Origin of the sequence: Winogradskyella forsetii, assembly GCF_013394595.1 — a bacterium.
Classification (GTDB): domain Bacteria; phylum Bacteroidota; class Bacteroidia; order Flavobacteriales; family Flavobacteriaceae; genus Winogradskyella; species Winogradskyella forsetii.
In genome coordinates this window covers 2,148,354-2,168,956 of record NZ_CP053348.1, presented here as the reverse complement: position 1 = coordinate 2,168,956, position 20,603 = coordinate 2,148,354, and the positions used below count along the sequence as shown (strand labels likewise).

The following is a 20,603-nucleotide window of genomic DNA, read 5'->3' as shown; positions in this document are numbered from 1 at the left end:
AATTATTTTTTATAAAGTCGTTTTCTAATACGACTTAAACCTTCTGGTGTAATACCTAGATAGGAAGCAATCATATATTGAGGTATATTTTGAATAACTTTTGGACGATTTTTTATCAGGTCTAGATAACGTTCTTCTGCCGTTTCTAGAAGAAACGACTTATATTTCGTTGAAACAGTAAGAAATAAATATTCCGCAACTTTGCGTCCTAGTTTTTGAAAATTCAAAGATTGCGTATACAATTCAAAAAGGCTATCTCTTGGAATTAGAAAAACCGTAGCATCTTCCAACGCTTCTATCCAAGCATTAGATATTTCATTGGTGATATAACTTTCATAATTTGCCATAAAATTATTATCAAAAAAGAATTGGCGTGTGTATTGTTGCCCATCTATTTGGTAATAGTATCTAAACAATCCCTTATCGATAAAACCAACGTATTTACATGGTTCACTCTCTTTTACAAAATATTCTCCTTTTGTAAATTCTCTTATAATTATGACTTCTTCAAATTTTTCCCATTCATCATCTTCAAGAACCACAAATCTATCGAAAGCTTTTCTGAGTTTTGTTAACATTTTTTCATAATTGCATACAACGGTTTTGTGTATGGCTCGTTGCGGAAAATCAGCTATGATTTTCCGCCGTAACCGAAAGATAGCAAATTGCAATGAATTCCGATTAGGAATTCAGCCGCAATGAGCTATACACGTTGTTGTGGTGTCGTTTTTTATTTTTAGAATATCCATTTAATTACAGTTACAAATCCGATTATAATCAGAATTACGATTGAAGCAACAATTCCAAATAATGTCCATTCTCCAAGTTTATCTTTAAAAGTTCTTTTGTATTCAGAATTTTTGTTTTTCCGTTTATTTTTTTTGGGGCTAAATTTCGGAACATAATCAGCTTTCTTTTTACTATCGGCTTCTAATTCTGTCAATTTGTTTTGAGCAAATTCCGAAAGTTTGGATTTATCTCCACGAAATACAATTTCTTGCAAAATTTGATATCCAGAATAATTTACTGATTTTACATAAATCTCAACACTTTTTTTGATTCGGTCTTCAGTTGGTTCAGTCAGAATCCAATATTTTCCAGCAGAGTCCAAAAATCCGCTTTCATAGTATAATTCAGCCAGTTTATTCCACAATTGAGTTTCGTTTGGATTTTCCTGAATTAAATTCCGCAATCTGTCAGACGCTTTAAATTTCAAGCCGTTTTCAATTTCAGAATCTATTTTCTCTAACTTTTCTTTTAAACTCACAATGTTTCTCTTAAATGCACCACAACGGTCTTGTGTATGAAACGTAGCGTATAAATACACACTAACTTTTCGGATTTAGCACGAGCCGAATTTTTATTTTTTCTATTTACTTTTTAGTCTCTAAATATACAAAAATAAAAATTTGGCGGACTTAATAAATAAGCACAAACCTCTCGGAAAGCCTATAATAGCTATGTTTTATACACGTTGTTGTAAGTAGTGCTTTTCACGTTCTGCTTGGTTTTCCGATGTTTCTTATTTAGTTCAAATGTGAGCGTTGGCAAGACATACTCTTTTGCAATTTTTGGCGTAGCTTTGGCTGTAGCGAATTGCGAATGTGTATGGCTTTGAGCGTTGGCTTTTCATTCAATTCATATTCTTTTTAGTCCTTTTGTTTTCAGTCAGTCTATTTTCATAAGGTTCGTATTCTAAAATATATCTTCTTCCTTTTCTCTTTTTGTCAATGTTTGAGTTTTAGTTTCATCTTTCTTTAAATCTTCTTTATCTGTATCAGAACTTGCTGGTCTAGCTCTTGTTGATGCCCAATCTCTTAATCCGTCAATTTTATTTTTCATAGTAATTGCAAGCGGAACAATCGCTTTGGCTGATTCAATTAGATGAGATAATTTAATAGCAGGTTCTTCATTATTCTCAATATATGCCTTAAACATTGCTTCTTTTACAGTTTCTTCAATTTCTGCACCATTGAAATATTTAGATTCTTCAATTATGGGATTGAAGTCAGTTATATTTAATTGATTATTTTTTCTAAGATGAATCTCAAATATATTTTTTCTTTCTTTTCTTGTTGGTAAGTCTATAAAAAAGATTTCGTCAAAACGACCTTTCCTTAAAAGTTCAGGTGGCAGATTACTTATATTGTTGGCAGTTGCAACTACAAAAACTGGTTTAGTTTTTTCTTGCATCCAAGTTAATATAGTTGAAAACACTCTTGAATTTGTTCCTCCATCTTTTTCACCACCACCAGTACTTAAACCTTTTTCAATTTCATCTATCCATAAAACACAAGGCGCAATTGCTTCTGCTGTCATTATTGCATTTCTGATATTATTTTCACTACTACCAACTTCTGATTGAAATACTTTGCCTATATCTAATTTTAATAATGGTTGATTCCATTCTGTAGCAATTGCCTTTGCTGTTAAACTTTTACCAGTTCCAGGAACACCTAAAAGCAACATTCCTTTTGGTTCTTTTAAACCAAACGCTTTCGCCTTTCTTTCAAATGCTTTGCTTCTTTGTTTCAACCAAACTTTTAAACTGTCTAAACCGCCAACGCTTGAATCTAAATTTTCTGTTGTATGATAGTAATCTAGAATACCGCTTTTCTTGATTATTTGTTCTTTTTCGCTTGCTATAATTTTAATTGCATCTTTACTATTTAACCCAACTTTTTCTTTTGCTAAACGAAAAGCCAAATCAGCTTCAACATCTGTTAATCCAGCACCTGCATCAAGAATTAGGTTTTTTAAATCTTCATTTATAACTTCATCCTTTGTTATTACTTTCAGTCTTTTTTCTAAATCGTTTTTATCTGGTAAAGGCATATTTAAAACTGTAACATACTTTTCTAATTCAATAGGCAATTTAAAAAATGGCGATAATAACAATAAGTGTTTGTTTAATACTTTAAAATATTGTGTGAGTTTTCTTAATTGAACCACAAACTTTTCGTCTCGAAACTGTTTATGTGCATCTTCAATAATGAAAATCTCTTTTGATTCTTGATTCTCATTATTACCTTTTAATAAAAATTCAAGAAATGAATCTGGGTTTTTAGTTTCACCATTATTAGGATGCTTTTCAACTTTATCTAATTTATTCGAATTTTCATCTTTGTTATGAATTTGTAATCCATCTACAATATCCCAAGTACTAAACGTATAACCTTTACGATAAGCAGTACTTCGCACTTTTTGTATAATTCTACCATATTCTGGCGATGCAAGATAAATTAGTGGATAATTTGCATCAAGCATATATTTTAAATCTTCAAATGATTTTTCCATTATTTTAGTTTTTTGCTATGATTTTATTTGAAGCACTACAGTAAGACTTGTTTTTATATCTTACAGGTATTTCTTTCCTTTTAATTTCAATTCCTTCTCTTCTAGTATTTCCGAATGACCTTTCTATACCTTCCATTGCTTTATCAGCTAATTCGTGAACATCATATGGAATATAGTTTGAATCAGAAATTATAGTACCATCTTTTAGAATTGAAAATTCTATTTCAGTTCGTTTTTCATCTTCGTTTTCTAGTTTAGAATAACCAACCATAAAAAACTTTTCTTTCACTTCTTCATTTGGTTCAAAGTCATAATCTTTTTTTAAAGTAAACCCAACACTTTCAAATTCAGTCAGGATTGTTTTTTTTGCGTATTCAACATTCAACGTAAAAAACTCACTCTGTAATTCTTTAACTAATTCTTTTCCGTTTTTCAGGTAATAACTGTTATAGGTTACTGTTCCATTTTTAATTTTTATTGCATATTCTCCGTGAAGCTTTGTATTTGGTATTTTAGTAACAATAACTTCATTATCACTTTTAATTTCATATTCCCAGTTAAATTTCTCAACTGCTTCAATAAAAACCTCTGTTTTAAATACTTGAGGATTTTTCAGGAAAGTGGATGTTTCAAAACAAGACATATTATCGTTTTTTTCTATTGTTGGTTCTATTTCTTTTGCTAAGAGAAAGTAAAGATGTTAATTCAGTAATTGTTTTAGCTGGAATCTCTAGCATTTCAGCTTTAATCTGCAAACCTTTATCATTAGTTAAAAGAATAGGGTTTCTTTTTTGGTATTGCAATGCAACAGATAAAATCATATTATCAGGTGATTTTTTATTTAAATCATCAGGTAAGTTATCAACTTTACTTGTATTGAAGCTTATATTTCTATTTTTTTGATGTTTGCGGATTTCTCTAATTGCTTCTTGTGCCTTTTCTTTAGTTTCACTTCTATTTTTTAAACCATCTAGTTCATCAATGACTTTAGCAGAAAAAATAATATTTTGAAGCGAACCAATTATATCAATTATTTTAGGTTCTTCTATTAGAATATTTGTGTCAATAATTATTGATTTCCTCTTTTTTATTAGTTCAAACTCTTTCTCTTTAAGTAAAAACTTCTTTTCCAATTCTAAAAATAAACCAGATTCTATCTCTTTAAATTTTTCTTTCTCTTTATTTATTTTTGATTGTAAAGTTTTAAATTTTCTTTCTTCAGATAACTCTAAACTTTTCAGTTCTTCTAACATTGACGTAATGAAGGATTCTATTTTCTCGTTTTTTGCATTTTTTACAGCATTTAGTAATGCTATCTTATTTTCTTTAATTTCACTTAAAATTAAATCGTGTTCAGTTACTTTATTAAAAGGGATTATTTTAAAATCAATATCCTCAATTTCTTCTATGCTATAATTAGATAAATCATCACTATTTATTTTTTCGGCAATTAGAGAGTCTATTTCATTACTAATACTTTCCACATACTCATCAGCAAAATCTCGTCTAAAAACGTCAATATGTTCTTTAATATCTACATTTGAATACTTTTTAACGAATTGATATTTGATTGATTTTTTATTTATTTCTAAAGGAAAAATTTCTTTTTTATATATAGATGTATTGTTTGAGTTTTCAGTTATTACGTTAAATTCATCTATGTTGCCAATTATTAAATATGAATTTAAAGTTTCTGAAACTTTACTTTTAAACTCTTCTAATTCAGTTTCTAAATCAACACTAACAGGAAGATAAATGAAAAGATATTTATCTTTTATGTCGATAATAATTTTAGATAATGTTTCAATTAGTAAACCTGAAACTTTATTAAACATTAACCAAACTTCATTTTCTGAATTTTTGATAATTGTATCTAATTTATCAATAAACATAAATGGTTCAATAAATTCTAGTTGATTGATGTTTTTTGCGATTTTTTCAGAAATATTTTTATTCTCAGCTATTATCCTTTCAATTTCTTTTTGAGACTTAATTAGTTCTTCACGATATGAATAATCATCAGAAGTTGGGTTTTGATAAAAGCTATATTTTTGTAGAATTTGAAAAAATAAATTGTCTGCATTTATTCTATTTTCATTTAAATATGAAGAAAAATATTCATTAATTGATTTTGAATATTCTTCATAAACAAGAGTTCTATATTTTCCAGAAATTGCATCAACCAAAAAGACTGCATATAAAGTAGCAGATTTATGTTCTTTTTCGATTAGAACAGAATCCTTAAAAGAATTCATTTTTTCAACATTATAAATTTCAGGGATTTGATTTTCTGAAAATGATTTTAATAGTTGTTCATCTTCATAATTAATCCTAGAATTAATTGAATTCTCTTCAGTATTAACACTTTTTAAAAACTCAAAATTTTCCTTTGCTATTGAATGGTCATTATTTGTGTTGTCAAAATATAACTCAAACCGCTTATTTGTATGAACTTTAAACTTTTTCCCTTTTTGAAAGTATTCCTTACCTATATCAGTTAACTGGCAATAAGAATAAGAAGTGTCTCCAGTAGTTATCATATCAAATTCTTCTAAACTTTGAAGTGCTTCTCTTAATATTTCACTCTCTGCTAGGTCTTTGTATTTATTCTTTAAAGGATTATCTTCTACATTAAATCCTAAAACTTCACCAATCTGTTCAAAACTTAGTGCTTCTTCAATATTTAATAAACCACATATTGTTTTATCAAAAAGGGTGAATTCAACTGCTTCTGTACAAGTTGCAGAATACTTTGCTTTTGTAAAGAACCATTCAAAAGGTTGATAACCAAGATATATTTCAGTTAGTTTTTTATCTTGTTCAATAGCTTTAAATATGTTGTAGTCTAAATTATTCATCATCACCAAATTCTTTTTTTAAGTTTTTGAAATCAACAACAATCCCTTCATCGTTTATAGTGTCAATTACATTTTTATAAATTTGGTTTCCATTTTTATCTTTAAATCTGTAAAACATATTTTTATTACCAACAACTATTAATAATCGTTTGGCTCTTGATAGTGCTACATTCAATCGTTTAGGTGATTTAGCAAAACCAATATCTTTATTCGTTTTCGTTATTCCGTTTTCTATCTTTTTATCACTCCTTACTGTTGAAACAATAATGATGTTTCTTTCCATACCTTGAAATTTATCGACAGTATTTAAACGAACTGGTATATTATATTTGTTTCTTGCCTTTAAGGCAACTTCTTTCAGTCTTGACACTTGGTGTCCGTAAAAACTAATTAAACCAATTTCTTGTTCTTCTTGAACTTTATTTTGGTCGTTATTGTTTTGCCAATGTTTCATATACTCTTCAAATCCATTTGATTTTTTTAGTAGTTTTATGATGAGCTCAACAGCTTCAATTTCATAATTATTTATTCTTGATGTTCCGCTTAATTCTTCTGGTTCATCCACATTAACCCAAATAGTATGGATGTCTGGATTTATAAACTTATTGAGTAAAAATCCGTGATGTCTAGAAAATGGATTATTTAGATTGGTGTCATTTGCATTTTCCTTTATCGGTTTTCCCGGTTCTAAACCACCTTCATCCAAGTAGAATTGTTTAATTACATTGTTTATTTTTGGATGCATTCTATATTGTTCATTAAATGTAGATTTAATGGTTGTTGAAACTTTAGGGTGCATTATTAATCTTTCAAACTGAGAAGTTTCTACAAAGTCCTTATCAATTTCAGATGCCAATTCTTTTGATTCTGTTGTTTCAAGTGATTCTAATGTTTCTTTAAAGGTTTTATCGTGAAGCATTGGTGGTAATTGTCTATGGTCGCCAATTATAATGTTTTTGCGTCCAAAACACATTGGCAATAATAATTCAGGTGGTGTCGCTTTACTTGCCTCATCAGTTATTACTGTATCAAATTCAATAGGTTTAATTACCTCTAATAAATTTGTTCCTTTATACCAACCGTTAAAACCTATATGTTTTTTACTTAGATTTTTAGCTCGTTTATATAATTGACCAATTTCTAATTCGCCTTCATAATCGTTGAAAATTCGTTGATAATCAGCACCGAAATTTGGACTTCCTGCTGAACTACTAGTGCTACCAACAACATTTGCATATTTAAAGTATTTATCTTTAAATAAGGTTTTCATTTCTTTATCAGGTTGAGCCATTTCAAAAGCCCAATCTTTCATAATGTCACTATATTTTGGATTAGATTGTTGAGAATTGTTCGCAATTCTTCGCATCCATAATTGTACAGAATTATTGTAAAAATCTTCTTCAACTATTTCAACATCATCTTCCTCTAAAACTTCATTTTCATAATTATCATCAGTTTCAAATTTTTCGTCAACCCATTTCATTATGCGTTCAAACGCATACTTTTTTCCTTCTTCCTCAAACTTACTAGCTCTTCCAAAACGTATTGGTTTTACTAGTGTATGATTTTTATTTAGTAATTTTTCTAATGCGTTATCTACAGCAAGATTTGTTTCAGAAGTTAAAAGAATTTTTTGTTCTTGGTTAACTCTTACCATTTGCCAAATCATTTCTGCGATAACAGTTGTTTTACCAGTTCCTGGTGGACCTTGAAGTAATGCTAAATCTGTACAATTTAAAGCAGATAGAACAGCTTTTCTTTGAGAATCGTTTAAGATTAGTAATTCGTGTCTTTTTAATTCATTCCATTCTTCCTCATCTTTTGAGAGGTTTTTATATATTTCCTCTGCTTTTGAACTATCAAAAATGAAATCTTTGATTTTTTCGTTTACAGGTTTTAGGTCTAATCCTTCTTTTGGATTAGTAATTTTATTCATTGCTTCATTTAGCCAAGATATTTTTGCTTGGTCTCCTCTTAAATTTGGTGTTACAAATTTAATTTTAGGTTCTTCTTCAATGAACTTGAAAAATTTATCTGTTTGACGTTTATCATCTGACCATTTATAAGGTAAGTTGAAAACGTAATAATTATAGTCGGAATTTCTACCATTTAGATTTCCAATTACAACCTGTCTTTTTTTGTATTCAAATTTATCACCTCTATCAATGTAGAATTCTGAACCAGCTATCTGTCTTGTTTTATCCAAAAACTCTTCTTTTTTAGATTTTTTAGCTATGATGTCAATTTTTACTTTGAATTTAAAATCGTCATTTAATGGCGAGAGCATAATATTAAATCTATTTAAAGATTTTATTTTCTCGTATTTTGATTTTAAATCTGAATAATCAACAAATTCAAAAGCAACAGTTTGTTGTGATTCACTAACATTTGTGTCAAAATCGAATGAATAAAATTCTCGTTTTATTTCAGTCCAAAAAGTGTTTTTAAATGATGAGTTTTCAAACCTTATTGGTTCGTTAACTCTAGATTGGTCGAAGTGTAAATGCACTTTTGACTTAACTTTATCTTTTCCAAAAATGGTGATTAATTCTTGGTACATTTTTTTTAGACTATCAAATTCATTATGTTTTCTTGAGAAAACATTGTGCCTTAATCGTCTCAATAAATGGTCGCTAATATTTAAGTTCTTATCTAATTTTATATTGCAATGCCAATCAATTTCGAATTCTGCTCCGTAAGTCTTGAAGTAAAATTGCTCTAAAAACATTTTATCTACAACTTCCTGTTTTTGAGATAAATTATTTATGTAAACATTAATTGTATCGCTATTATTTGAAACTATAAAACGATTGTTAAATGTTTTACTAATTTTATTTGATATGGAAAAAGGTGTGATTTTAAGAACACAAGCAATTTGTTTATTCCTTTCGAGTATGGTTGTAAAGTCTTTTTGTATAACTCTATCTAATACATCGTTAATATCTTTAAACCTCAAAAGCAGACTTCCATCAGGATTTATTCTTTCGTTTAAATTGAAAGGTTCTTCTGAAATAATCTTTTCAATATTCTTAAATTCTAGATTTTCTTCTTGCTTTAACTTAACTCGAAATTGATAGAGTGATTCGTGAATATTTATCGGTTGGTCGTATTTGACTATTTCTAATGGTTGAGAATTTTTATTAAGAATGAGTTTTTGTGCTTCAATCCATTTATCCCAAATTTCTTGCTGATTTTCAATTTCTGATTTTGGCGAAATTTCAAGTTTGCATATTTTGTTATATAAATCTTCTAATTCTCTTTGAGAGCGATAAGGTTTTTTGAAGTCAATAAGTTTTACTTTACAATTTTCAGTAACACTATATTCATCTGAATTGAGTTGTTGAATTTCAGATATTACATTTTTCGATTTTTGATTTATTATTGTTTTATAGTCGAAAGTTTGCTCTTGCCATTTTAAAACTAATTCTATTTGCTTGTTTTCAATTTGAAAAGTTACTTTATGCTCGTCTTCATTTTTCTTTTGAAAGAAGCATTTTATTGATTTGTTTTCAATCCATCTTTTTAATTCTTCAAAGCTTCCTTTATTTTGTTTGTCAAGAGTACTTACTGCTTTATTTTCGAATCTTATTATTAGTTCTATTGGTTCGTCATCGAAAATATCTTCATTATTATGGTATGCCATTCATTCTCTTTTTATCAGTTCTGTTGAGCGTTGGCTAAAAACAGCTCTTTTATTTTTTTCAGCGTTGGCATTTCGCGTTGGCAAAAAAATGAATGTGCTGTTTGTGCGTTGGCTTTTTTAGTTCAAATGTTTAATTTTATTACGATTTCCGCATTACTTACAACGGTCTTGTGTATGAAACGTAGCGTATAAATAAACGCTAACTTTTCGGATTTAACACGAGCCGAATTTTTTATTTTTATGTTTAATTTTCTTTTCTAAATATAACCAAATAAAAAATTTGGCGTACTTTGTAAATATACAAAAACCTCTCGGAAAGCCTATAATAGCTATGTTTTATACACGTTGTTGTAAGTAGTGCTTTTCACGTTCTGCTTGGTTTTCCGATGTTTGTTATTTAGTTCAAATGTGAGCGTTGGCAAGACATACTCTTTTGCGATTTTTGGCGTAGCGTTGGCTGTAGCGAATTGCGAATGTGTATGGCTTTGAGCGTTGGCTTTTCAGTTCATTTTCTTTTTCAAATAATCAGTCAGTTTTTTATATTCCAATCGTTTCATATAGTTTTCCATAAAAACATAGTCAGGTTCATTCAAGTCATTTATAGGCAACATTATTTTTTGACGTTTTAGACGAGCTGTTCCCATTTTGTAACCATATCCATATTTTCCTCTTTGTCTTGTAATTTGTTGTGATATAAAAATACCTATATGTTTACTTGAATTCTTTAATCTTAACTTTCTACAGTCGTTAGAAAACAGAGCTGGATATGAGTGATAAAAAGAATAACCTACAGAACCATTTCTGTTAACAGACAAACAGTCCGATTCGAGTGTTGGGTTTTCATTCCCAACAAAAGCACCAATTCCATTGTTGTTTGCAGTAGCAGATATATATGGTGTATTTCCTTTAATTCTTTCTGTTGCGTAAATATCTCTACCTGATAAAATTTCAGTTACATCTTCAATAAAAAATTCTTTCCATTCTTTTTTGTTTAAAGGCTCTACACTTTTATACTTTTTAAGTTCTTTAATTCTTTTAGATATATGTTCGTAATAAGTTTTTAACTTAATTTCTTCTTTATTCTTAATATAGAACTCCATAAAAGCGAAGTCAGGCTCTTTTTTATTATTTAAAGGAATAAGTAGTTTACTTCTTTTTAACCTTGTTAAAGTAGCTCCATTTCCGCCCCAATTAAACTTTTCCATCTGTGTTTTAATAAGAGGAATAAGGAACTGTGCAATTTCTCTGTTTAAATGTTTGTTTTTTAGAACTTGTATGTTTTGACCTGTATAGAATTTGGTTGACTGATAAAAAACGGTTTGTGTATCAAGGCCAATAGTAATCACATTTGAATCATCAGTTTTATATTTGTCAATTTGTTTTGACACAAACGTATCAAATCCATTATTTTTATCAGACCTTGTTATATATGGAAAAACACCTGTTTTTTTAATCAATTTATTTTTATCAATTCCACTCGAAGTAGAATCAATTTCAAAGAAATCGTCAAAAGTAAATTCTTTCCACTCTTTATTTTTAAAATCTAAATCCATATTATTTAGTTTTATCAAATAAATAGCTTTTTCCTTGGGCTATCATATTAAATTCAAAAGTTAGGTAGTCAGACATAGTATTTTCGAAATCTTCTTCTTTAGGTATTTCATCATTGAAATAATAGAAAGAATGTAGCCATTCATCTACTGGCTCAATGGTTGTTTTTACCATAAATTTAGATTCAGCAGGCGAATCGTGTAACCAACAATTTAGCAAATGAGCCTTTCGTTCTTTTGCTCTTTCAGATTCTACCAAGCCAAGATGCTTTCTAACAATAAAACCATCGTCTTCGTAATTTATAAATTTGCAAAATTTATTAGTAGAATGTGGTTTGTGGGCTGTAAATATGGCAAGACAAGGATTTGTGCCAACACCATAAAACGTTTCTTTATTTAAAGTAATTACGCCTTCTAAAGTGTGTTTTTCTAATATTCGTTTTTTAACTTGTTTGTCTTCTTTGGTTTTACCAACCATTGTAGATTGAGGTACGATTAATACACATCTTGCATTATCTGCCAAACCATCTAATAAATGTTCTGTAAAATGGATTTCAGATAAATGAGAAGTATCTTTTCCTTTTGCTTGTGAATAAGGTGGATTTATAAAACCAACAGTATAATTTTTCTCTCTTAATTTGCTGATTGGCATTCTTAAAAAATCATCTTTAAGCAAATTACTTTTTCCATCTCCACGCAAAATCATATTTGTAGATGCAATAGCAAACATATCTTCTCTAATTTCAATTCCGTGAAGTCTATGTTTTTTTATAGTTTCAATTTCTTCTGGTTTTGCTTGTTCTAACATTTTGTGCATTGCAGAAATTAAAAATCCACCAGTTCCGCAACAAGGGTCAAAAACATTGTCAGAAGGTTTTAAGTCTACTAATTCGCAAAAAAGTTCAGTAATATGTTTAGGTGTTAAAACAACTCCTAAAGTTTGTCCGTCTCCACCACCATAACTAATAAATTCTCCGTAAAATTTTCCGAGTATATCTTCAGCTGTATTTGCTTTTATTGAACTAATTATATTTTTTTGGATATATTCTGTAAAATATCTTAATGGTGATTTTTCTAAATATGTTTCTTTAGAAGTTTCTTCTTTTAAACGTTCGTCTTTTTTGTTTAAAATAGTTCTATCTTTTATTATGATGAACTGGTTAAGTAATTGTTGTTTTTTAACTTCTGGCTGGACTTGAACACGTTTCATATGAGAAATTAAAGCGTCAAAGATTATGTCTCCATCAGTTTTTACTGTATCGCCTTCTAAATGTTCTATTTTAAAAGTTTTCTCACTTAATGCTAAAAGAATAGCAGAAACAACTAAAGGCTTTTCTGTATCACGAAGCTGTCCATAATTACGAAGCATTTCGTGTAATTCTCCAGCTTTCTTTATTATTTCTTCTGTTTCTAAAATTTCAGGTGGTGTTTCGCCTAATACTTGTTCTTTATAATATTTCTCAATGTTTTTAGCTGAAAAATTCTCAAAATTATCAACTGGTTGTAAAAGTTTGTAACCGCTTGAGTCAATATAAATTGGTCTAATTATATGGTGTTTTTCGTCTCCAGAACAACCAAATGCAAATACCTTCTTGAAATTTGTGTTTTCTATTATGTGCTTTCCGTAATGCAATGCTCCATTTTCTGCGTAATCTTTAAGAGATTTAGTGTCTACTTTATATTCTGCTTGTTCCTCGTTAACATAGTTAGCTTGTTTTTCTAATTCTGCTTTATCTTCAATTACGATTATAAAATCATTTGAAATACCAACAAATTCTGGAAATCCAACACGTCCTGTTCCTTTTTTGGAAGCTGTTTTTAAAGCATCATTAATTTCTTTAATGCTACTTCCGTCAGCACTATATTTAATTTTAGCATTATCTAAAAGTCTGCTAATAAATATATCAAGGTCTTTTTCTTTTTTGCTCACTTTAATTCGTTTTTGTCGATTAGTAAATCCTTTGCTGAAACATTAAGGATTTCTGCTATTTCGTATAAATCTTCCAAACTCGGTTGTCTTTTATTTCGAGCGTATTCATTTACGGTATTATAGCTCTTGTCCATTTGTTTGGCAAGCCAAGTTTGTGTAATTCCTTTTTCTTTTAGGACTTCTTTAATTCGGTTCATTTAAACCTAAATTTTTTAATTCGGCTGTAATATAGTAAAAGTTCCCTGAATTATGGTGTAAATGTTCCTCGTATTATCGTGTGTGAGCGTGGGCAAGAAACAGCTCTTTTATTTTTTTTCGCGTTGGCTTTTCGCGTTGGCAAAAAAATGAATGTGCTGTTTGCGCGTTGGCTTTTTTAGTTCAAATGTTGATGTTTAGCACGATTTCCGCATTACTTACAACGTTGTTGTATATGGTTTGTTGCGTGTTTTAAGCAACTAATTTAGTAAATATTTACCGACCAAGAAAATCCGCGAGGATTTTCGTAAGTAGGCTAGAACTAGCAATAAATTATATACGGTGTTGGCAACAGTATTTATTTCAGCGTTACTTTCAAATAGTTTAAATCAACAGGAACATCCATTCCGTTGTTGTCTTTTTTAGTTTTGTCATATACTTCTAGAATAAATGAATTTTCATTAATCCAATTTATATTCGATATCTCCCAATCTTCTGAAGAATATCCATAAGCTTTTTTTATATCAGTAAAAGTTTTTATTTTTTTAATATCGTAAATTACTAAACTTGAACGAGAGCTGTAATATTTTTTGTAATCCTCATAATTAGTAGATGACACAACAATTAATTTCTCTTTTAAAGGTGATATAAACATATCAAAATTACCATCATCATACTCGCTATTTATTTTGAATATTGAGCTATTATCTTTATCAAGATAAAATGTTTCGAAAATTCCATCGCCAACTCTTCCAATAGAATAAGCATTTAGATATTGATTAAAACCTTGATATATATAACAAGGTCTCGAGTAATTTTTGCCACAAGGAAACTTAAAAATATTTTTATTGGTTTTGAGGATAAAATAACCTCCATCTTGTTGATTTCCAACAGAGACTAAAGGTTTTATTTCGATAGATTTATCTGAGTTTTCAGATTTAGATATTTGATATTTATTAAATTCTGAAAGATTAGTTTTAGCAAACTCAAAGTCAACTTTTTGATATTCAATTTTTGGCTGTTTTAAAGTGCTGTTAACAAAGCTATAATCAATTATCAATTTCGAAAAATCAGCATTTGTAGAATCAATTACAAATCCATCAAAAACATAGCCAATATGCCATTTATACCTTTTTGAAATTACTTTAATCCATTCTCCCTTAATAGTTTTCTGATTATCTTTAACTTCTAATTGTATTCCAGTTTTTTCAACTAGAGATAATTTTGAACCAAGTTCAAATTTTCCAAGTTTTTCAGAATTAATATCTGGCTTTTCACGATATGTAAGTCCATTTTCTGCTGTTACATAGACAACACCAATTTCCCTAGGTGTTTGTCTTGTTTTTGATTTAGTTTGAATTGTTTGCTTGACGGAATCTATATTTTCATCAATTACTAAAGTGTCCTTTTGTTTAGAAATTTGGATTTGCTCAATCTCTTTTTTTTTGTCCTTACAACTATATAAGAGAAGTAGAATTATGATATGTAAAATGGTTTTCCTCATATTGTTGCCAACGGTTTGGGCTATGGTTTCGTTGCGGAATGGTTCGGCAGAACTATTCCGCCGTAAACCAAAGTTAGCAAACACGCTGGAATTTCCGCGAGGAAATTCCGCCGCAATGAACTATAGCCGGTGTTGTAGTGCGTTTTTATTCAGTTATTTCTCTTTTGTTCCCGCAAGCTGCACATAATTTAGCTCTTGGTGTTCTATATGGTTTTCCACAATTATCGCAATCAGGACCATACATTCCAATTGCGTGATGCATAATTGCATTCGGTTCAGTTTCGCCAAATCCAGTTAAGTCATTATAATAATCTAACAACTCTTTAAAACGTTCTTGTCTGTCTTTTGTTAATACTCTAAAACCTTTTGCATAAAGTTTAGAAGCAATTTCGTGCTCTTCTTTATCCAGCATAGGAACGTCCATTTTGCATCTCCAACAATATTTAATTTCCATCTTATCTATGTCGGTTTTTTAGATATTCAGATGTTTTTCCATTCCAACCGCATTTTATGCAATTTCCATTATCAAATCTATGTTCGCAATTTGGATATCCATATAATTCGTGAGCACAATTCGGACATAATTCAGTCATTTCCGAGCTATTTTTAAAATAGTCAGATTCACATTCGACACAAACTTTTTTTTCTTGATTCATCGGTTTTTTCAAATGCACTACAACGGTTTTGTATATGGAAAGTTGCGTGTTTGCTTGCGAGGATTTTCCGAAGGAAAATCAGATGTAGCAAACGTGCAACGACCTTTTGATTTAGCACAAAATAGCAATTTTTTATATACGTTGTTAGCTTTTAGTGCTTTTTTGTCCGCTTAATATTTCTTTCCGATTTTCTTTTTTCGGTCAGTTTTTAATTCCGCAAACTTGCTAAATTTCCACAATATTTTCAATTCCGATTGAGTGAGCAATTCCGCAACTTGCTAAATTCCGTTTGAGTGAGATTCCGAGTTTTTAATTCAGATTTCGATTCTGCAAACGAGCTAAAAAGTCAAACGCAATTTAATTCAGAGTTTGAGTGAGAATTCAGCGTATTTTTCAAAATTCGGCAACATAGTTTTTCGATTTTTTATCATTAAAACTCAAAAAAAATTCGAAAAATAAACTAGTCTTTTTTCAATTCCGCAAACTTGCTCCAGCATTAAAGCTAACGGTCTTGTATATGGCTCGTAGCGTGTGAATTATAAAATTATTTTCGAATGAAGCACAAGCCGAATTTTTAAATTTTTCTTATTATTTTCTCTTTGTCAATAAGCCAAATTTAAAAATTTGGCGACTTTCCAAATATGCCTTAAATTCGATTAAGCAACTGATTAGCTATGAGCTATATACGTTGTTGCCAGTAGTTTTTATTCGCTCAGAAGTTTGTTTCCTACGGATTCTCTTTGATTACTTAATTCTATTAGCTTTTCGCAAAGTTCAATTTGGTCTTTAAAAAAATCTTGTTTAAAAAAGCTATATCCATATTTCATTGCATCTAACGAAACTAAAAATCGATGCCTCGTATATTCTTCTGTGTCTGAAAAAAACTTTCCATTTCCTTTTCTTTCCTCTGAACTTTTATAATGTTCTAAAGCCTTTTGATAGTCATAATACCAAGGATTCCTCTCAATGTCTTTTTTCCACATCGTTAAGTATCCAGAACTGCGAATAAACTCAGTTATTTCAGGTTCTTTTGTTCTATTTTCTAAAACATATTTAGAAAGTTGTTCAAAAGTTTGAATATCTGTATTGGAAATACTTCTCGCAAACTCAAAGATTTCATTAGTTATATCAGTCTGTTGACTAATAGGATTGTCCTTTTCATTTGCATAATCAATTTGTTCTTTAGTTCCTTTTTCTAAACAGCTATCTATTAAATCAAAGTAATCAGATTCCATCAATTCTTTTGGTGAACAATAGTCTGGATTTGGAACAACTATAATTCCAGCGTTTTTATATGATTGAGCCACAAAACGCGTGCAAAATTGTCTGTTTGTTTCTTTTGCCTCAATATTCTCTTCTAACTTCGCTAATCTTGCTTCTTTTGTTGAATATTCAGTTCCAATTTTTTGTCTTGCAAAATTTATCACATCTTCCATAATGTGCTCAAAATTTGATTTGTTGTATCTTAATATTTGTACATCATTTGGGAATTTGTATATCGTTCGTGTAGTATTTATAGATTGAACACCAAGACCATTCGATTCTATTCCACTTCCGACACCAACGTAAAGAATTGCGTGAGAATAATCAGAATTGGTCAATTTTCTAATCAATTTACACTCTCTGTCGTGTTTGCGAGTTAGAAGAATATCTCCAACTCGTAATTTGCTGAAATTAATAATGTACATAGGTTGGTCAAATTACTGGCAACGTGTTTGTGTATGGTTAGTTGCGTGGTTTAGCAACTAAATTAGTAAACTTTTACGAACCTGTGAATATTCCGCAGGAATATTCGCAAGTAGAGAAGAAAACAGCAATTAATTATACACGGTGTTGCCTACAGTATTTTTTTAGTATGCCATTCGTATTTCGGTTCAGACTCAAAATCTCTGATTATTAAAATTCCTTTTCTCATTGCTAAATAAATGTCATTTTTCTTTATAAACGAATTTGTTGGATATAAATAGCCCCAATAAATTGGTGATTTTAAAAGTGTAGTCATTTTTTCGTTTTCATCAAACCTTAAAATATGTTGTGTAGTAATTATATATAATGAATTATTATGCACAAAAGTAATATCTGGTGTTCCTGGCAGTTTTGATTCGAATTTATAATTCCATTTACCATCTTTAAAGATAATTTCATAAAGACCTCCATTTCCGTCTATCATATGTGCCAAACCTCTAGTTGCATAGATTTTGTCATTAAATTCAAAAATGTCGCATACATTCTTTGGGATGTAAGGATATTTCCATTCATCATTTTTGTCGATTAGTTCCAATGTATAATTATAATCGTTATAGGTTGAAATAAATTTTAAACCACCTCCAAATTCGCCGTGATTATATCCAATCAAATAACCATTAAATACAGTTTTAATATATTTTGTTCCGCTTATGTTCTTTACACTATCAATTGAGAAAGGCAATTCGTCTCCATTAACTCTAGTGTATTTATTTTCTACAATTGTAATTGTATCATTTAAGTTATTGAAACTCCAACGATACTTTGAGTTACTGGCTTCATTCAATTCTTTAAAGCTAGTTGGTATACTATCCATTTCCCAATCGGACAAGTCTATTTCTTGACTTTTTCCAAATTGAAATAATAAAAGAGTTATTATTAGCAGGCTGTTTTTCATATTGTTGGCAACGGTCTTGTGTATGTTTAGTTGCGTGGTTTGGCAACTAATTTAGCAAAAATTGACCGAACCCGAGAAAATTCCAGCGGAATTTTCGCACGTAATCTAAAAAAAGCAATTAATTATACACGTTGTTAACTACTGGCTTTTTTTTTATTTAGGCAGAGTTCAAATTTTTATATTTTTCTTTAGATTCATTTTGGAACTCAAATTCTCGCAAGAGTTTAAGCGTATTACTCCGTTTAGCGAATCCAGATTAGTACAAATTGGTTTTCCTGCGTGTAGTTCAGCCGTAACGATAAACGTTTGCTTTTGAATCTTGGTTTCCTTTATCAATCTTTTGAATCTCAATTTATCTTAGTTGTTTTAATTATCAAATAGAGTAGAGTGAGTTGATATTTGGTTTCTATATTAGTCTTTTTTAATCTTAAATTATCTTAGTTGTTTTAATTCAAGCAGAGTAGAGTGAGTTGTAAGTTGTTTTACTTTCATTAATTATTTAAATCTAAATTATCTTGGTTATTTAGTCAAGTTGAGTTTACTCCGTAATGCTTTTGAGTTGTAAGCTTCCCTTATAACCGAACTGTTTAAAAGTAGAATAATAATCTTAAATTTGAACAGTATTATGAGAAAAAGTAAATTTAGTCCACAGCAGATCGCAAAGATTTTAAAGGAGTTTGACAACGGCAAGAGCGTTGATCAGATAAGCAGGGAACACGGGGTGAGTTCGGCCAGTTTTTACAAATGGCGTTCCAAATATGCCGGAATGAACTCAAAAGAGCTTAAACGGCTAAAAGAGCTCGAGGAAGAAAACCGTAAGCTCAAACAGATGTATGCTACTTTAGCGCTTGACCATCAAATGGCCAAAGAGATCATAGAAAAAAAGCTTTAAAGCCCTGCCGTAAAAGGAGTATCACCAAGGAACTTATTCATTACGGTATCAGTAGGGCGTGCCGTGTCCTGAATATGAGTAAGAGCGTGTATTATTACACCCCATTGGGCAAGGATGATTCCGAGATAGAACAAGCTTTACAGCAAAAAGCTAAAGAACACTCTGAAGAAGGTTTTTGGAAGGCTTATGACCGATTACGGGAAGAAGGCAAGCCATGGAACCATAAACGCGTGCACAGGGTTTATGTTTCGTTGGGGCTTCCTTTGAGGAGAAAAGCAAAGAAACGTTTGCCTGCACGTGTTAAAGAACCTTTAGAAGTGCCAAATGAACTCAACCATACCTGGAGCATGGATTTTGTAACTGATGTATTGGAAAACAAGAGGCGTTTTCGAGCCTTTAATATCATTGATGATTTCAATAGAGAGGCCCTTCATATAGAGATAGATTTTTCACTGACCAGTAATCGGGTAGTTTGGGTGCTTAATCACCTAATCAATAAAAAGGGTAAGCCCCAAAAGATACGTATGGACAACGGACCAGAGTTTATAGCAAAGATAGCCTTTGAATGGAGCCAGATGCACGAGATAGACTTTAAATACATTCAACCGGGGAAACCCACTCAAAATGCCTTTATAGAACGGTTCAACGGCTCATATAGAAGAGGTGTATTGAATAAATATATATTTGAGCATATTGACCAAGTGAGGGAACAAACCCAGATTTGGATGGACGATTACAACAATAAAAGACCACATGATGCTCTGGGAAAGGTACCACCAATAAAATATGCGAAACTTAATTCTACTTTGGCTAGCCAAAGTAGAATTAAAAACAATAACTTTATGGAAGTTTTAGAAAATTAAGCAGTTCTAATCTGGGGAAGCTTACAATTTGAAATATTGATTTCTGAACTAAATATCTTCTTAATTATTCTTTCAGAGTTTTTTAGTTTAGGTGTAAATATCGCCTCTTTATTCTCTATTTTTTTCGTGAATCTTTCAAAAAAATCATTGTCATAAAGGAATGAAATAAGAATATTTAATTGTTCAAATTGACTTCTAATAATGTTCTGTAATTGAAAGTGGAAACCACTTAAAAAAGTGCTCTTAATTGATAGGAAATTATTTGATATTGAAGTTAAATAACCATTTGTGTAAAAGAGTTTTTTTGTTTTAAAATTTCCTTTTTCTAAAAGTGCTAAACTCAAAGAAGTGAATTTAAAAATAACATCATTAAACGATTCTATTACTATTGAATAATTCTCTTTGTTTTTTTCAATATTTTCATTTTCGACATCACTCAACATTCCAATAAGTTCTTCGTTAGATTTAAAATGACTTTCAAAAAATTCCATTGGTTTGTCGTTTGGTTTTGGCTGTTCTCAAATTACTGGCAACGTGTTTGTATATGGAACGTTGCGTGGGTTAAAAATTGTTG

General features: G+C 30.0%; 15 protein-coding genes. 1 reads left to right on the top strand and 14 read right to left on the bottom strand.

Translation table 11 applies throughout. The features are described 5' to 3' along the window. Positions 1-2 precede the first annotated feature (2 nt). From HM987_RS09375 to HM987_RS09315, 13 genes are all read right to left on the bottom strand, one after another. Positions 3-578 carry a Crp/Fnr family transcriptional regulator gene (locus HM987_RS09375; protein WP_179007450.1) on the bottom strand — a complete coding sequence of 192 codons (576 nt, stop codon included), beginning with the start codon at positions 576-578 and terminating at the stop codon, positions 3-5. A 158-nt stretch (positions 579-736) separates the two neighbouring features. Next, positions 737-1,327, bottom strand: a complete 591-nt coding sequence (locus HM987_RS09370; protein WP_179007447.1) for a DUF6584 family protein — start codon at positions 1,325-1,327, stop codon at positions 737-739. A 368-nt stretch (positions 1,328-1,695) separates the two neighbouring features. Further along, positions 1,696-3,297: an AAA family ATPase gene (locus HM987_RS09365; RefSeq protein ID WP_206542242.1), complete on the bottom strand. Its 1,602-nt coding sequence runs from the start codon at positions 3,295-3,297 to the stop codon at positions 1,696-1,698. A 4-nt stretch (positions 3,298-3,301) separates the two neighbouring features. After that, positions 3,302-3,940 (bottom strand): hypothetical protein, encoded by a 639-nt coding sequence (locus HM987_RS09360; protein ID WP_055444610.1) that lies wholly within the window; start codon positions 3,938-3,940, stop codon positions 3,302-3,304. Between the two features lies 1 nt (position 3,941). Continuing rightward, positions 3,942-6,158, bottom strand: coding sequence for a PIN domain-containing protein (locus HM987_RS09355; protein ID WP_179007444.1), 2,217 nt, complete (start codon positions 6,156-6,158; stop codon positions 3,942-3,944). After that, positions 6,148-9,798, bottom strand: a complete 3,651-nt coding sequence (locus HM987_RS09350) for an AAA domain-containing protein (RefSeq protein WP_179007441.1) — start codon at positions 9,796-9,798, stop codon at positions 6,148-6,150. Before HM987_RS09350 ends, HM987_RS09355 begins: the two co-directional genes overlap by 11 nt. Positions 9,799-10,298: 500 nt before the next feature. Beyond that, positions 10,299-11,351 carry a restriction endonuclease subunit S gene (locus HM987_RS09345; RefSeq protein WP_179007438.1) on the bottom strand — a complete coding sequence of 351 codons (1,053 nt, stop codon included), beginning with the start codon at positions 11,349-11,351 and terminating at the stop codon, positions 10,299-10,301. Position 11,352: 1 nt separating this feature from the next. Continuing rightward, entirely contained in the window at positions 11,353-13,278 is a 1,926-nt protein-coding gene (locus tag HM987_RS09340) for an HsdM family class I SAM-dependent methyltransferase (RefSeq protein ID WP_179007435.1), read from the bottom strand. Continuing rightward, positions 13,275-13,475, bottom strand: coding sequence for a helix-turn-helix transcriptional regulator (locus HM987_RS09335; RefSeq protein ID WP_179007432.1), 201 nt, complete (start codon positions 13,473-13,475; stop codon positions 13,275-13,277). Before HM987_RS09335 ends, HM987_RS09340 begins: the two co-directional genes overlap by 4 nt. Positions 13,476-13,831: 356 nt before the next feature. After that, a complete protein-coding gene (locus HM987_RS09330) occupies positions 13,832-14,977 on the bottom strand; it encodes an SH3 domain-containing protein (protein ID WP_179007429.1) in 1,146 nt (381 codons plus the stop codon). 145 nt (positions 14,978-15,122) lie between these two features. Beyond that, positions 15,123-15,389: a hypothetical protein gene (locus HM987_RS09325; protein WP_229724672.1), complete on the bottom strand. Its 267-nt coding sequence runs from the start codon at positions 15,387-15,389 to the stop codon at positions 15,123-15,125. 948 nt (positions 15,390-16,337) lie between these two features. Further along, positions 16,338-17,321, bottom strand: a complete 984-nt coding sequence (locus HM987_RS09320; protein WP_179007423.1) for a YiiX/YebB-like N1pC/P60 family cysteine hydrolase — start codon at positions 17,319-17,321, stop codon at positions 16,338-16,340. 149 nt (positions 17,322-17,470) lie between these two features. Beyond that, entirely contained in the window at positions 17,471-18,274 is an 804-nt protein-coding gene (locus tag HM987_RS09315) for a hypothetical protein (protein WP_179007420.1), read from the bottom strand. A gap of 625 nt (positions 18,275-18,899) precedes the next feature. On the opposite strand from HM987_RS09315, the gene HM987_RS09310 reads away from it, so the two are divergent. After that, positions 18,900-20,029, top strand: a protein-coding gene (locus HM987_RS09310; protein ID WP_179007417.1) for an IS3 family transposase whose coding sequence is annotated in 2 segments (ribosomal slippage) — positions 18,900-19,161 and positions 19,161-20,029 — 1,131 coding nt in all. Because the reading frame shifts where the segments join, the coding sequence is not laid out codon by codon here. Here the strand turns inward: HM987_RS09310 and HM987_RS09305 are convergent. Continuing rightward, positions 20,026-20,520, bottom strand: a complete 495-nt coding sequence (locus HM987_RS09305; RefSeq protein ID WP_179007414.1) for a hypothetical protein — start codon at positions 20,518-20,520, stop codon at positions 20,026-20,028. The two genes, HM987_RS09310 and HM987_RS09305, sit on opposite strands and share 4 nt — an antisense overlap. Between the last annotated feature and the right edge of the window lie 83 nt (positions 20,521-20,603).